Genomic DNA, 15,057 nt, shown 5'->3' on the forward strand with positions numbered 1-15,057 from the left:
AGACCCGAAACGATGGAAACATCGCCGTGCCGGCGCGCAACGCCGCCGAATGACCGGCCGGTCGGGCGGATTTCGGCTCGCCGGCCGACCGCTGCGCGCGCTCGCGCCGCGTTCGCTAAAATGCGCGGCTTCGCATGATTCGAATCGAAATGAAAGGAAACCGCTTGAAACTCCCGTTCGAATGGCAGATCGGGCTGCGCTATGCGCGCGGCGGCCGGCGCTCGGCCGGCGACGGCTTCGTGTCGTTCATCGCGGGCGCCGCGATGGCCGGCATTGCGCTCGGCGTCGCCGCACTGATCGTCGTCTTGTCGGTGATGAACGGCTTCCGCACCGAAGTGCGCGACCGGATGCTGTCGGTGCTCGCGCACGTGGAAATCTTCTCGCCGACCGGCGCGATGCCCGACTGGCGGCTCACCGCGCACGAATCGCTGCGGAATCCGGCGGTGCGCGCCGTGGCGCCCTATGTCGACGCGCAGGCACTGCTGACGAACGCAGGCAGCGTGACGGGCGTCGCGCTGCGCGGCATCGATCCGGTGCTGGAGCCACGCGTGTCCGAGATCGCGCGCAAGCTGAAGACCGGGCGGCTCGACGCACTCGTGCCAGGCGAGATGGGCATCGTGCTCGGCTCGGCGCTGGCCGACGCGCTGCACGTGAAGATCGGCGACCGCATCACGTTCTTCGCGCCCGGCAACACCGCGCGCATCGGCGATGCGCTGCCGCGGTTCCGGCAGTTCAACGTGGTCGGTACGTTCGAGTCGGGCCACTACCAGTACGACAGCGCGCTCGCGTACATCCATCTCCGCGACGCGCAGACGCTGTTCAACGTGCGCGCACCGACCGGCATCCGGCTGCGCCTCGACGAATTGAAACCGATCGCTCGGCGCGCCTCAAAACTTTGTTTGACTCAAACTAAAAAAGTTTGACACCGAGATTTCACTGAGATAAGTTTTGCGCAAGCTTCCGGAAAGCATTCCGGCCAGCGCCGCCGACTCGCGTCGCGCTTTCCTGCCGTTGCAGCACCGCCGTTCGCAACATCCCCGCCTCATCGCATCGTGCCGTTCCGTTTCATCTGAAACCTGAAGGAAGATCGGGTATGCCCGCATTTGATTCGCACTCCTGCGTTCATTTCGTACCGCCTGCCTCGCATCGACCGTGCGGCACGAACCAGCCGCCGCGCTGACGCTGTCCGTTCGGGGCGATGCCGTCGCCCCGACACCCGCCGGGTTGCGCGATGCGTGACGCGCGTCGACGCCGGCCGTGACACCCGGGCATCGCGCCCGGCGCTTTCGAAGGTGCCGTTCCGTTTCATCCGATGCAGCACCCGGCCGGGCCGCAGGGGGCATATCGCGGGCCGTCCGGTTCCAGACAATCACAACAAGAGGTCGACAATGGACATTCATCGAACCGGATTGCGTCGCGCGTGGCTTCCCGCGCTCGTTGCAGCCGCGACGCTCGCCGCATGCGGCGGCGACGACGGCGGCAGCGTGGCGGGCGTCTCCGCGCTCGCGCAGGGCCAACAAGAGGGGGCCGCCGCCGCCGCGGCCGACAAGCAATCACCGGCATCACGCATTTCGCCGTCCGGCGTGCCGTACGCCAATCCGGCCAGCGGCGGCCGCTACCGGCCCGTGATCGCGAACGGCCAGGTGCAGCCGTCGCTGTCGGGCGGCACGATCGAGGAGAACGCGTGGGTCGACACGCCGGTCGATTCCGACGGCGACGGCACGCGCGACCGCATCCACGTGCGCATCGTGCGCCCGAGCGAAACCGCGAACGGCGCGCGCACGCCCGTCATCGTGCTCGCCAGCCCGTACTACGCGGGCCTCGCCGACAGCCCCGACCACAACGTCGACGTCGAACTCGACGGCACGCCGCACCCCGCCGCCAACGCATCGGCCGCCGCGGCCGCATCGACATCCGCGCGCATCATGGCCGCCGCGCCGCAGGTGCGGCTGCAGCAGCAGGTCGAAGCGGCCGCCGCCGGGCGCTCGTGGATCGAGAGCTATTTCATCCCTCGCGGCTTCACGATCGTCTACGCGGATTCGCTCGGCACCGCCGGCTCGGACGGCTGCCCGACGATCCTCACGCGCGACGAATCGGTCGCGATGGCATCGGTGATCCGCTGGCTCGGCCGCGACGCGACCGCGAAGGACGCGAACGGCAAGACGGTCGTCGCGAACTGGTCGACGGGCCACGTCGGCATGTACGGCGTGTCGTACGACGGCACGCTGCCGAAGATGGTCGCGAGCCTGCGCACGCGCGGGCTCGACGCGATCGTGCCGGTCGCCGGGCTGACGAACATGTACGGCTACTACCGCTCGGGCGGGCTCGTGCGCGCGCCGGAAGGCTATCAGGGCGAGGACGTCGATGTGTACATCAAGGCGCTGCTGACGAACGCGCATCCGGAGCGCTGCACGCACCTGATCGACGAAGCATTGCAGCAGGAAGACCGCAAGACCGGCGACTATTCGCCGTTCTGGGCCGCGCGCGACATTCCCACCGCATACGCGGTCGCGCCGGCGCTCGTCGCGCAGGGGCTGACCGACGACAACGTGCGCGTCGACCAGTCGACGTCGTGGCATCTCGCGATGCGGCGCCAGGGCGTACCGACGCAGCTGTGGCTGCATCGCCTGAAGCACACCGACCCGACCCACGTGCCGGCGATGGCCGATGCGTGGACCGCCGAAGTGAACCGCTGGTTTACGCGCTACCTGATCGGTTTCGACAACGGCGTCGAACGCGATCCGCGCGCGGTGATCGAGCAGGCGGACGGCACGCTGCTGAAGGAAGCGGACTGGGCCGCACGCCATGCCACGCCGGTCACGTATTTCGCGGGCGGCGACGGCGCGGGCACAGGCACGCTGCTGCGACTGCCGACCGGCGGCCCGCTCGCCCGTTTCACCGACGATGCGCGCATCACCGCGCTCACGCTGGCGAACGCGCCGACGGGCGAGAACCGCAGCCGTTTCGAAACCGCGCCGCTCACGGCCGCGACACGCCTGTCCGGCGCCGCGACCGCACGCGTCAGGCTGACCTTCACGGCGGTAGCCAACGTGACGGCCCTGCTGGTCGATCGTGCGCCGGACGGCACGGCCACGATCGTCACGCGTGCGTGGACCGACCCGCGCAACCGGTGGTCCGAGTGGCGCTCGGAGCCCGTGCTGCCCGGCATGCCGTACGACCTGAAGCTGACGTTCATGCCGCGTGACTACAAGCTGGAAGCCGGCCACCGGCTGGGGCTCGTCGTGCTGTCCAGCGACAACGAGGCCACGCTGCGCCCGACGCCGGGCACGGGCCTGACGCTCGATCCGGCCGGTACGTCGGTGACGGTGCCGCTGGCTTCGGCTTCGTCCTGAGCGGGCGCGCGTGACGCAAAGCGGACGGCGACCGATGTCGTTTCGACGTCGGTCGCCGTCCGCACTGTTTTATGTCCGAAAAACCCGACTCAATCGTGACTTAAACCGGCGTCAGCACCGGCTGCCCCGCGAAATGCCGCGCGGCGTTGTCGAGAAACTGCCGCACCGACCGATCGAGCGCCTCGGGCGACCAGCCGCCCATGTGCGGCGTCAGCACGACGCTGTCGAGATCCGTCAGCGCACGCGGCGGCTCCGGTTCGCCTTCGTACACGTCGAGCCCCGCACCCGCGATGCGCCCTTCGCGCAACGCTTCCGCCAAAGCAGCGGTATCGACAACGCTGCCGCGTGACACGTTGACGACGAACCCGCCGGGGCCGAGCGCATCGAGCACCGCACGATCGATCAGGTGCCGCGTGCCCGCGCCGCCCGGCGTCGCGACGATCAGGAAATCGGCCCACTGCGCGAGCGCGTCGACGCGGTCGAAATAGCGGTAGGGAACCTTCTTCTCCGACCGGTTGTGATAACCGATCTCGATATCGAAGCCGGCCGCGCGGCGCGCGCACTTCTCGCCGATCTTGCCGAGCCCGACGATGCCGAGCTTCTTGCCCGATACGTTCGGCGGCATCGGCAGCCCTTCGCGCCACACGCCCGCGCGGGTTTTCGCATCGAGCCGCACGACACCGCGCACCGCCGCGAGCAGCAGCGCGAACGCGTGATCGGCGACGCAATCGTCGTTGGTGCCGGCACCCGTCACGACCGTGACGCCGCGCGCCTTCGCATGCGCAACGTCGATATGCTCGTAGCCGGCGCCGAGCGCGCTGACGAACGTGAGTTGCGGAAGACGATCGATCTCGGCGGCGGTGAGCCCCGTGCTGCCGTTGGTCAGCACCGCGCGTATCGTGCCGCCGTATTCGGCGATCGCGCGTTCGCGTTCTTCGGCAGTCGGGGCGTAGCGCACGTCGAACGACGCGGCGATCTCGCGATGCGCGTCGCCGCGCAATGCGATGAGGACCAGCAGCTCGGGCTTCATGGCAGGAAGTGTCCGCAGGCGGGAATGGATCTCAGTGTAACAAGCCCGCGTGACGGATGCGGGTTATCCCCACGCGGGCTGTGGGCACGCCGCCGCGCACGGTTTGCCAAAGCCGGCTCAGTCAAGTAACTTTCGGCGTACGCCCCCGTCCTGGAGATTGGCTCATGAAGCTCGCCCTGCCCGCCCGGATCCTGGGCCTCGCATTCGCCGCCGCGCTCGTCGCGCCCGGCGCGCACGCCGACACGCCCGTCGTGGTGTCGTCGAAGATCGACACCGAAGGCAACCTGCTCGGCAACCTCATTGCGCAGGTGCTGAAGGCCCACGGCATTCCGGTCACCGAAAAGATCGCGCTCGGCACGACGCCGATCGTGCGCAAGGCGCTCACGAGCGGCGAGATCGACATCTACCCCGAATACACGGGCAACGCCGCGTTCTTCTTCAACAAGGCCGACGATCCCGTGTGGAAGAACGCAAGCCAGGGCTACGACACCGCGAAGAAGCTCGACTACGCGGCGAACCATCTCGTGTGGCTCGCCCCGGCGCCCGCGAACAACACATGGGGCGTCGCCGTGCTCGCGCCGGTCGCGCAGTCGCAGCATCTGAAGACCTTCTCCGATTTCGGCAAGTGGGTCGCGGGCGGCGGCAAACTGAAACTCGCCGCGTCGGCCGAATTCGTGAACAGCGCGTCCGCGTTGCCGTCATTCGAGAAGGCGTACGGCTTCAAGCTGAAGCCCGAGCAGCTCGTCGTGCTGTCCGGCGGCGACACGGCCGCGACGATCAAGGCCGCCGCGAACCAGACCGACGGCGTGAACGCCGCGATGGTCTACGGCACCGACGGCGGCATCGCATCAAGCGGCCTCGCGGTGCTCGACGACGACAAGCACGTGCAGCCCGTCTATGCGCCGACGCCCGTGATCCGCGAAGCCGTGCTGAAAGCCCATCCGCAGATCGCCGACTACCTGAAGCCCGTGTTCGCGAGCCTCGACCTGAAGACGCTGCAGTCGCTGAACGCGCGTATCCAGATCAACGGCGAGCCGGCGGCCGGCGTCGCGAAAAGCTATCTGAAATCGAAGGGCTTCGTTAAATGACGGATCGCGCGGCGGCGTCCGCGCGGCGCGTGACACCCGACAAGGTCGGCATCCTGATCGGCGTACTGACGATCGTCGCCGTGCTCGGCCTGCCGTTCGCGGTGCTGAGGCCGAACCGGATCGCGGCCGGCGCCGACCTGTCGGTGTTCGCCGCGCTGCCCGCCGTACAGGGCGCCGTACTCGCCGCGCTGTGGATCGCCGGCGCGCTGTGGGCGATGACGGCAAGCCGCCCCGCCTGGCGGCTCGCCGCCGGCTGCACGTGGCTCGCCACGCTCGCGTACGCGGTCGGTGCGGCCGCGACGCACGTCGTCGCACCTGACGACACGCTCGCCCGCGTGTCGCCCTCCTCCGGCGTCTGGCTGCTGCTGTTCGCGTGGGCCGTGCTGGTCGCCGACGCACTCGCGCGGCTCGCATTCGGCCCGTGGCGGCGTCTCGCCGCGCTCGTCGTCGCGATAGCGGCGATTTCGGTGCCGCTCGCGAGCGGCTGGTGGGACGGCCTCTCGGTGATGCGCGAATACGCGGTGCGCAGCGACGATTTCTGGCGCGAGGCGATCCGGCACGTGTCGCTCGCGGGCGGCTCGGTGGCCGCCGCGCTCGTCGCGGGCGTGCCGCTCGGCATCGCCTGCGCGCGCATCGCAGCGGTGCGTACCGTCGCGATGCCCGTGCTCAATGTCGTGCAGACGATCCCCAGCATCGCGATGTACGGGCTGATGATGGCGCCGCTCGGTTTGCTCGCCGCGCACGTGCCGCTCGCGGCCGCGCTGGGCATCCGCGGCATCGGCGTCGCGCCGGCCGTGCTCGCGCTGTTCCTGTATTCGCTGCTGCCGATTGCGTCGAGCGTCGCGGTCGGGCTCGGCCAGGTGCCGCCGCACGTCACGGAAGCGGCGCGCGCGATGGGCATGACGCGCGCGCAGCGGTTGCTGCGCGTCGATCTCGCGCTCGCGCTGCCGGTGATCCTGAGCGGCGTGCGCATCGTGCTCGTGCAGAACATCGGGCTGACCGCGGTCGCCGCGCTGATCGGAGGCGGCGGATTCGGCACCTTCATTTTCCAGGGGATCGGGCAATCGGCCGCCGATCTCGTGCTGCTTGGCGCGATCCCGACGATCGCGCTCGCGCTGGTGGCCGCCGTCATGTTCGAAGCCGCGACCACGCTCGCGAAGGGGCGTGCAGGATGATCGAGATCGAACGCGCGGGCAAACGCTTCGGCGATATCGTCGCCGTCGACGACGTATCGCTGACGATGCAGCGCGGCACCATCACCGCACTCGTCGGCGCATCGGGCAGCGGCAAGTCGACGCTGCTGCGCATGATCAACCGGCTGATCGCGCCCACCAGCGGCACGATCCGCATCGACGGTGTCGATACGGCCACCGTTGCGCCCGAACAGCTTCGCCGCGGCATCGGCTATGCGATCCAGGGGCACGGACTGTTTCCGCACTGGAGCGTCGCGCGCAACATCGCGACCGTGCCGCGCCTGCTCGGCTGGCCGGCCGATCGCATCGATGCGCGCGTGAACGAATTACTGGACCTGTTCCATCTCGCGCCGGCCGAGTTCGCGGACAAGCTGCCGCACGAACTGTCGGGCGGCCAGCAACAACGCGTCGGCGTGGCGCGCGCGCTCGCGGCCGAGCCCGCGATGCTGCTGATGGACGAGCCGTTCGGCGCGCTCGATCCGATCATCCGCAACAAGGCGCAGGACGACCTGTTCGCGCTGCAGCGCCGCCTCGGCATCACGGTCGTGATCGTCACGCACGATATCGAGGAAGCGCTGAAGCTCGGCGACACGATCGCGGTGATGGACGCCGGCCGGCTCTTGCAGGTCGCTTCGCCGGCCGAGATTCTCGGCAAGCCGGCGGCCGGCGTCGTCGAGCAGCTCGTCGCCGGCGTCGACCGGCCGCTGCGCCTGCTCGCGCTGACACCGATCGACGCGGTGGCCGAACCCGGTCATGCCGACGGCGAACCGATCGCCGCGACACGCACGCTGCGCGATGCGGTGTCCGAGCTGCTGTGGCGCGGTGTCGATGTGCTGCCGGTCGGAGATGGCGACGGCCACAACACGCGCCGCATCACGCTCGACGCGATCCGCGCACACGCGAGGAAGCCCGCATGACGACGCACGGCGTGCGGCCTGCGCGTGCGGCGCTGCCCCGGCGGCTGCCTGCCCACGCGGCCCGCGCGGCCGCGCTCGCACTGCTGCTCGTGCTGCTGTTGCGCCCTGCATGGCTGCAAGGCTTGTTCGCACCGTTCGCGGACAACGGCGCGCCGGTCATCTACGATCGCGCGAGCCTGCTCGACCTCACGCTCGCGCATCTCGGCACGGTCGCGCTGTCCAGCCTGATCGGCACGATCGTCGCGGTCGCGGCCGGCATCGCGGTCACGCGGCCGTGGGGCGCGGATTTCCTGCCGGTCGCGCGCAGCGTCGTCGATATCGGCCAGACCTTCCCGCCCGTCGCGGTGCTCGCGCTCGCGGTGCCGGCCGTCGGCTTCGGATTGAAGCCCGTGCTGATTGCGCTCGTGCTGTATGGCCTCCTGCCCGTGTTCGAAAGCACGATCGCGGGGCTCGAGGACGTGCCGCGCGATGTTGTCGACGCCGCGCGCGGGATGGGGATGAGCGGCTGGCAGCAACTCGTTTCGGTCGAGCTGCCGCTCGCGTTTCCGGTGATCGTCAACGGGGTCCGGCTCGCGGTCGTGATCAATCTCGGCACCGCGACGATCGGCTCGACAGTCGCCGCGCGCGGGCTCGGCGACGTGATCATCGCGGGTTTGCAGACGTCGAATACCGCATTCGTGCTGCAGGGCGGCGTAATCGTCGGGCTGCTTGCGGTGCTCGTCAGCGATGCGATCGGCGCGATTGCACGGGTGGCGGCCGCACGGCGCGCGTAAGGTCTGCGGCGCAGCACGCTTTATGCGTGTGTTAAAAAACGTCAGCGCGAGATTGCGCGGCGTTTATCTGGACTACGATGCGTGTCCGCGCAACGATCGCCCTATCGATTCGTTGCGCACCGAAACAAGCCTACATGCCGCTTTCATTCGAGCCGGCGTTCGACAACCCTTGGAGATTGGCCGATATACTATGCGCCTCTCATTTCCCCGCACTTCACCATGCGACGGTTTCTCTCGCTAATCGTGCTTTCGTTCGGCATCGCGCACCAGGCATCGGCGCAGCAAGCGCCCGCGCTGCCCGCGTCCGCGCCCGAAGCGATTGCATCGGCGCCGCCCGTCGCATCCGCGCCGCTCGCCGACGCCAACGATCAGCCGAACGAAGCAAACCGCCGCATCACGGCCTACCTGACGAAGAAGTTCGGCGTCGCGAAGGAACGGGCCGCGAAGCTCGCCGATATCGTGAGCGTTACCGCGACGAAATATTCGCTGCCTCCCGCACTCGTTTACGCCATCATCTCGATCGAATCGCGCTTCCAGGAAAAGGCACGCGGCCAGCATGGCGCGACCGGGCTGATGCAGGTCGTACCGGCCGCGCACCGCGGCCTGCTGCGCAACGTGAAGGACCTGACCGAGCCGAACGCGAACGTCGAAGCCGGGTCGGCCATCCTGTCGGGCTACGTGAGGGCGGCAGGCGGCAACGTGCAGGCCGGGCTGAAGAGCTATGGCGGGTCGAACGCGTATGCGGCGAAGGTGATGCAGCGCGTCGATTCGTTCCGGTTCGTGCTCGAACCCGACGACGCGAACACCGCGAAAGCCTCCAATGACGCGAAGGGCCGCATGGTGCCGGTCAGCGAGACGTCGAACCCGACGTCGGCCCGCAGCAACTAGGGTCCGTTGACATTCGACGACTCGTGCCGCATGAAGCCCCTCGATCTGACGCGTTTCGATCTCAACCTGCTGGTTGTACTGGAGGCGCTCTGGACGGAGCGGCACGTCGGCCGAGCCGCTGCAAAACTGCATTTGTCCCAGTCCGCGACCAGCCACGCGTTGTCGAGACTGCGTGCCGCTTTCGACGATCAGCTTTTCATTCGTCACCCCCGCGGGATCGAGCCGACGCCGCTGGCTGTCGAATTGATGCCGCAAGTGGCGACGGTGCTCGAGTCGGTGAGGCTCGTCGTCAGTCCGCGTGGCGCGTTCGATCCCGGCCGCTTTCAAGGGACGCTCTCGGTAGCAGCCACCGATCACGCCGTATTGACGGTCATCAGCCCGGTTCTGGCAAAAATCCAGGCCGCCGCGCCTAGCGCGGTGCTGAAGCTCAGGCCGGCCGACGCCGAATCCGCCCTGCGCATGCTGGACAGTGGCGAGCTCGACATCGTATTGGGGGCGGGCTCCTTTTTTCAGATCCCGCAGCGTTTCGAGTGCCATATCGTCCATAAAGAGCGCTTCATCGGCATTGCCCGCAAGGGGCACGCGGCGCTGGTCAAACGAGGTAACAAGCTGCACATGGATCTGGGCGACTTCGTTCGGCTACCCCACATCCTGGTCTCGCCGCGCGGCGATGCGCGGGGTGCCGTCGACGATGCGCTGGAGTCCATAGGCCGTAACCGCAAGGTGAGCGCCACGTGCCCCAGCTTCCTGGCGGTTCCGTTCATGGTTGGTGCTTCGGAATCGATTGCCGTCGTCGCCGAGCGGGTCGCACTGCGGTTGCAAGAGACGGCACAACTGAGCCTTTTTGAGCTCCCGTTGGCGTTGCCAAGCTGGGAGGTGCTCGTCATACGAGCCCGAGGGCGCGCCAACGAACCCGTCGTTCAGTGGATTACCGGCATGATGCTTGCCGGCTGAGCATCGGCAGGGGCCCGTCGTCGTTGGCGCGACCATGAGGCCATGAATCTCGTGCATCGACATCGTGTGCAAATGCCATTGGATCGAACGCCGCGGTCCTCCTAAAGTCGGGTCATCGTTCATTCACCCCGACAGGAGTACCCCAGTGAAAGAGCCCACCTTGGTCATGATTCCCTGCTTCTCGGGCGCCCCGTGGCACCTTGACCAGTTGACCGCCTTGCAGCACCGCACCATGCGCACCCTTCGTTTGCCGGACGACGTGAGCGATCTGGAACAGTTGGCCGACTTCCTCATCGACCAAACGAAGGACCTCGAGAACTATGTGCTGGTGGGCGACTCATATGGCGCCGTCTCCTCGATCGCGGTTGCGATGCGACAGCCGAAGAGCCTCAAGGGCCTGGTGCTCTCCGGCGGTTTTGCCAGGAGCCCGATCACGTCGCCCCTGCTCAAGACGCTGGCAGCGCTGGCACCATTCTTCCCCGGGCCCTTTTACCGGCAGACGACCCTTCGCTTACACGCAGCGCAACTGGCTTCGTCGTTCGACAAGGACGGGGAGATTGCATGGTCGACCGGAAAGACTCGCGCCCTCTTCGTCAAGGAGACGCCACACAAAGCCTACGTCAACCGTATGCGGTCGATCGAAACGACGGACTATACGGCCAAGCTTAAAAATATCGACGTCCCCACGCTCATTCTGACTCCCGCGGATGACAAGCTGATCGGCAAAGAAGCGGCAGGGATCCTCCTGGATGGCATAACGCACGCACAGGAAGTCGTCATGCCGCGCACGGGTCACATGTTCAGGTTTTCGCATCCCGGCGCCTACTCTCTCGAGATCAAAAAATTCCTGGATCGAGTGTCGCTATAAGGACTCTCGCAATAACGGCGGTTTTCCGGGTGTTTTCATTCTTGTATCCAAATATAAACGGCGCCCACGATAAAGGCGCCGACCAGCGAATTCGAATTCACCCGTACCGGGAACACATCGCGACTGCTTGTCCGATTCCCGGGTTCGTCGATGGGGAAGCGGGATTGGGTTGATGGCCCGTCCCGATAATGGCGAAACACGAGCTGATTTCGATCGCGGCACGTACGTGCTCGGACAGGATAAGGCGGAAAGCCATGAGTATCGGGCGCGCTGAACATCAATTGCGAATGATGGTAAGCGAATCGGCAGACAAACGGGCATATGCATGCCCCACGGCGACGTTTGACCGGATGTCCACCGATTCGAAACGCAGGCGCAATACCGAGTGGTGACGCAATGAACATCTTGTTGATTGAGGACGACCCGATTCAAGCATCGGTTTTCGAAAGGGCATTAAAGAATCGGCGTCAAGAAATATGCCGTGTGCGTGATGGTGAGCATGCCGTACGGTTTCTCCGGTCCCGGCGTGTTGAACTGGTTGTGCTTGACTGGCATTTACCTACGATGAGCGGTATCGAAATGTTGCACTGGATACGCGCGAATCTCGGCGACGAGCCTACCGTGATGTTTCTGACTGCCAGGGTTCTCGAGACGGACGTCGTTGCCGCGCTCGAGGCGGGGGCTGATGCGTATATTGCCAAGCCCATTCGGGAACTTGAACTTGCTGCGCGCGTCATGGCGCTGTTGCGTCGACATGGTCATGAAAGGAGCCATACGACCTCGACGCAGGTTGGCGCTTACGTACTGGACCCGGCGGCACAATGCATTTCGTTTCGCGGCGAGACGATCGAATTGACCTCGAAAGAGTTCACGCTGGCGAGGTGCTTGTTCGAGAATCTTGGCAGGTTGATGCCCCGGGACACGCTGGCAGTGTGCGCATGGGGTAGAACGCTCGACGGGACATCGAGGAGCCTCGACACCCATATCTATCGACTTCGCCAAAAGTTGATGCTGCGTCCGGAAAACGGTCTTCGCCTGAGTGCCGTGTACACGCACGGCTATCGGCTCGACGAAGTTGCAGGAACGTCATTGGACGCCACTTCGACAGGTTCGACGAAGAATGGACAGCGCGACATTGCGGAGGACGCGCATTCGGTGTCGATGCTTGAAGTGTTGCGTGTTGCGTGATGCCTGATCCGGAATCGATTATCCCTCTACGCCCGACCTGCTTGAATCACTCGATTCCAGACAGTATTCGCGGGCGTGGATGGCTCGCGACCGCTCACCACGCTCGCGGTCTGGCAGACAACTCGCGTCGCAGGCGATTCGTGATGTCGTGCATATCGCCCGTCACGCCCGCGCGAAACGCTCCCGCAAAAACTCGATGAAATGCTGCGTCTTCGCGGGCAGCAGCCGCGTTTCCGTCATCGCATAGACGGGAATCGGCTCGCCTTCCCATGCGGGCATCACGTGGCGCAACCGGCCGGCGGCCAGATCATCCGCGACGATCTCTTCCGACAGCACGATGATGCCCGCATCGAGCGTGGCCAGGCGCCGCAGCATGCCGACGCTGTTTATCGCGAAACGGCTGCTCACCGGTACCGCGACGGTGCGCGTGCCGTCATGCAGCGTCCACGTGCCGGCCTTCGCCAGGCTGAGGCACGCGTGCCGCGCCAGGTCGTCCGGCGTGTGCGGCTCGCCCTCGCGCGCGAGATAGCCGGGCGACGCATACAGGTAGTTCCCGAGCGTAGCCAGCCGCCGCGCGATCAGCTGGGAATCGTCGGATTCGCCCATGCGGATCGCCACGTCGAACGGTTCGCTCACCAGATCGACACGCCGCGACGTCAGCTCGAAATCGAACGTCAGCTTCGGGTAACGATTCGAGAACTCGACGATCAGCGGCGCCAGGTAGGTCACGGCGAAATCGACCGGAAACGATGCGCGCAGCACGCCCGTCGGTTCGGCCAGCAGATCGCCGAGCTGCTCGTGCGCGAGTCGCGCCTCGTCGACGATGCGCGTGCAGCGCTCGAAGTACAGCCGGCCGGCCTCGGTCAGCTCGATCCGGCGCGTCGTGCGATGCAGCAGCCGTAGCCCGATCGCCTTCTCCAGCGCGCCGATACGCCGCGACAGCGTCGAGTTCGGCATCCCCAGCGTCTCGGCCGCGCTGCGAAAGCCCTTCGCCTTCACGACTTCGACGAACAGCGCCATGTCGTTCAGCAGCTCCATGCTCATTGCTCCACCAATGGATCAATGTTATCCAGATTACCCGCTTTATCCCGAAAAGGAAGCAATGGATGATAGCTGCGTGGAGGCGAGGCCCGCGCAACGATGCGCGGCCGAAGCCTGAACCGGCATCGTCCCGGTGCCGCCGTCCCGAACTTCGAGGAGCAACGCATCATGAGCCAACTGTTCACCCCGGCCCGCGTGGGCCGCTACACGCTGCAAAACCGCCTCGTCATGGCGCCGATGACGCGCAGCCGCGCGGCCGTCGACGGCACGCCCGGCCAATGGGCCGCCGAATACTACGCGCAGCGCGCGAGCCTGGGCCTGATCGTCACCGAAGGCACGCAGCCTTCCGACGACGGGCAGGGCTATCTCACCACGCCCGGCATCTATACCGACGCGCACGTCGCCGGCTGGAAGACCATCAGCGACGCCGTGCATGCGCGCGGCAGCCGGCTGTTCATCCAGCTGATGCACGTCGGGCGCATGTCCCATCCGGACAATACGCCGCATCACCGGCAGGGTGTCGCGCCGTCGGCGATCGCACCGGGCGCGCAGATGTTCACGCTCAAGGGGATGCAGGACATCCCGGTGCCGCGCGCGTTGACGACCGAGGAAGTGCGCGCGACCGTCGACGACTTCCGCACCGCGGCGCGCCGCGCGATCGAGGCCGGCGCCGACGGCGTCGAGATCCACGGTGCGAACGGGTATCTCGTCCAGCAGTTCTTCTCGCCGAATGCGAACACGCGCACCGACGCGTATGGCGGCTCGACCGAGAACCGCGCCCGCTTCGCGATCGAGGTCGCGACGGCGATCGCCGACGAGATCGGCGCCGACCGCACCGCGATCCGCCTGTCGCCCGGCGCCACGCTCGGCGGCGTGGACGAAGGCGAGCAAGGGCCGGACCTGAACCGCTATCTGGTGACCGAACTCGACCGTCTCGGCCTCGCTTACCTGCACGTGATGCATCATGGCAATGAAGCGCTGCTGGCCGACCTCCGCGCGCGCTGGAACGGCATGCTGATCCTGAACCGACCGGGCCGCGCGCGCGACGCGATCGGCGCGGACTTGAAGACGGGGCTCGCCGATCTCGAAGCGTACGGGCAGATGGTGCTGGCGAATCCGGATTTCGTGACGCGGCTGAAGACGGGCGCGCCGATGAACGATGCGCGGCACGAGACGTTCTTCGGCGGCGATGCGCGCGGGTATGTGGATTATCCGGCGCTGGATGGGGCGGCTGCGGCTTGACGCGACCGATCGGGGCGATCGCTGCGACACGCTGGAACGGGTGCCGCGGCGATCGCCCGCGGAACGCTCGACGTCAAAGCAGCGCGGTGTTCACGTTGGGCACCATCGGCGCGATGCGCAGGCGATGAACCATCAGGCACCCTCTCGCGACACGGTCGGATCGGGCGGCTCGGCCAATTCATGCAGCGCCTTGCGCGCCACGGGCACTTCGCGTTTCGGCACGACGAGCACATTAAGCCCCAGGCCGTCGAGCACCTTGAACAGTTTGTCGACGCCCACTGCCCGGCCGTTTTCGAGACGCGACAGCACGTCCTTGGAGACGCCGAGCATATCGGCCGCGTCATCGATCCGCATCTGGTTCTGCGCCCGCCGGTTGCGGACGAGCGCCCAACGCCGCAAGATCCGGTGCAAGCGGATCGGGGGATGCAATCGGGCGCGGCAATGTACGAGCCATAATTCCGGGATACCAGGAACAAAAGCGCCGCCGACTGCGCGCCGGCGGCATTGTTACGTAAATATCGG

General features: G+C 66.6%; 12 protein-coding genes and 2 pseudogenes. 11 read left to right on the plus strand and 3 right to left on the minus strand.

Annotation, left to right across the window (positions count from 1 at the left end):
- Positions 1 to 149: 149 nt before the first annotated feature.
- A pseudogene (locus HWX36_RS21955) lies at positions 150 to 869 on the plus strand (ABC transporter permease); the annotation flags it as partial.
- Positions 870 to 1,388: 519 nt separating this feature from the next.
- Positions 1,389 to 3,353 carry a Xaa-Pro dipeptidyl-peptidase gene (locus HWX36_RS21960; protein WP_175954669.1) on the plus strand — a complete coding sequence of 655 codons (1,965 nt, stop codon included), beginning with the start codon at positions 1,389 to 1,391 and terminating at the stop codon, positions 3,351 to 3,353.
- 100 nt (positions 3,354 to 3,453) lie between these two features.
- Here HWX36_RS21960 and HWX36_RS21965 read toward each other — a convergent pair whose 3' ends face one another.
- Positions 3,454 to 4,383, minus strand: a complete 930-nt coding sequence (locus HWX36_RS21965; RefSeq protein WP_175954671.1) for a 2-hydroxyacid dehydrogenase — start codon at positions 4,381 to 4,383, stop codon at positions 3,454 to 3,456.
- A gap of 164 nt (positions 4,384 to 4,547) precedes the next feature.
- Between HWX36_RS21965 and HWX36_RS21970 the strand changes: the two genes are divergently transcribed.
- The 8 genes from HWX36_RS21970 to HWX36_RS22005 all read left to right on the plus strand — a co-directional run bounded on the left by HWX36_RS21970 (position 4,548) and on the right by HWX36_RS22005 (position 12,252).
- Positions 4,548 to 5,471 (plus strand): ABC transporter substrate-binding protein, encoded by a 924-nt coding sequence (locus HWX36_RS21970; RefSeq protein WP_175954673.1) that lies wholly within the window; start codon positions 4,548 to 4,550, stop codon positions 5,469 to 5,471.
- Positions 5,468 to 6,646, plus strand: a complete 1,179-nt coding sequence (locus HWX36_RS21975; protein WP_175954674.1) for an ABC transporter permease — start codon at positions 5,468 to 5,470, stop codon at positions 6,644 to 6,646. The genes HWX36_RS21970 and HWX36_RS21975 overlap by 4 nt, the downstream gene beginning before the upstream one ends.
- On the plus strand, positions 6,643 to 7,581 hold the full coding sequence (locus HWX36_RS21980; protein ID WP_175954676.1) for an ABC transporter ATP-binding protein: 939 nt from the start codon (positions 6,643 to 6,645) through the stop codon (positions 7,579 to 7,581). Before HWX36_RS21975 ends, HWX36_RS21980 begins: the two co-directional genes overlap by 4 nt.
- Positions 7,578 to 8,354: an ABC transporter permease gene (locus HWX36_RS21985; RefSeq protein WP_175954677.1), complete on the plus strand. Its 777-nt coding sequence runs from the start codon at positions 7,578 to 7,580 to the stop codon at positions 8,352 to 8,354. Before HWX36_RS21980 ends, HWX36_RS21985 begins: the two co-directional genes overlap by 4 nt.
- A gap of 219 nt (positions 8,355 to 8,573) precedes the next feature.
- Entirely contained in the window at positions 8,574 to 9,242 is a 669-nt protein-coding gene (locus HWX36_RS21990; RefSeq protein ID WP_175954679.1) for a lytic transglycosylase domain-containing protein, read from the plus strand.
- Between the two features lie 30 nt (positions 9,243 to 9,272).
- On the plus strand, positions 9,273 to 10,196 hold the full coding sequence (locus HWX36_RS21995) for a LysR family transcriptional regulator (protein WP_175954680.1): 924 nt from the start codon (positions 9,273 to 9,275) through the stop codon (positions 10,194 to 10,196).
- 145 nt (positions 10,197 to 10,341) lie between these two features.
- Positions 10,342 to 11,064 (plus strand): alpha/beta hydrolase, encoded by a 723-nt coding sequence (locus HWX36_RS22000; protein WP_208457813.1) that lies wholly within the window; start codon positions 10,342 to 10,344, stop codon positions 11,062 to 11,064.
- Between the two features lie 396 nt (positions 11,065 to 11,460).
- Positions 11,461 to 12,252 carry a response regulator transcription factor gene (locus HWX36_RS22005; RefSeq protein ID WP_175954682.1) on the plus strand — a complete coding sequence of 264 codons (792 nt, stop codon included), beginning with the start codon at positions 11,461 to 11,463 and terminating at the stop codon, positions 12,250 to 12,252.
- Positions 12,253 to 12,414: 162 nt separating this feature from the next.
- Here the strand turns inward: HWX36_RS22005 and HWX36_RS22010 are convergent, their stop codons facing one another.
- Positions 12,415 to 13,290 carry a LysR family transcriptional regulator gene (locus HWX36_RS22010; RefSeq protein ID WP_175954683.1) on the minus strand — a complete coding sequence of 292 codons (876 nt, stop codon included), beginning with the start codon at positions 13,288 to 13,290 and terminating at the stop codon, positions 12,415 to 12,417.
- A 171-nt stretch (positions 13,291 to 13,461) separates the two neighbouring features.
- Between HWX36_RS22010 and HWX36_RS22015 the strand changes: the two genes are divergently transcribed.
- Positions 13,462 to 14,535 (plus strand): alkene reductase, encoded by a 1,074-nt coding sequence (locus HWX36_RS22015; protein ID WP_175954685.1) that lies wholly within the window; start codon positions 13,462 to 13,464, stop codon positions 14,533 to 14,535.
- Positions 14,536 to 14,667: 132 nt separating this feature from the next.
- Here HWX36_RS22015 and HWX36_RS22020 read toward each other — a convergent pair.
- Positions 14,668 to 14,989: pseudogene (locus HWX36_RS22020) on the minus strand (helix-turn-helix transcriptional regulator).
- Positions 14,990 to 15,057 lie beyond the last annotated feature (68 nt).

The organism is Burkholderia sp. BCC0405, assembly GCF_902833075.1.
Classification (GTDB): domain Bacteria; phylum Pseudomonadota; class Gammaproteobacteria; order Burkholderiales; family Burkholderiaceae; genus Burkholderia.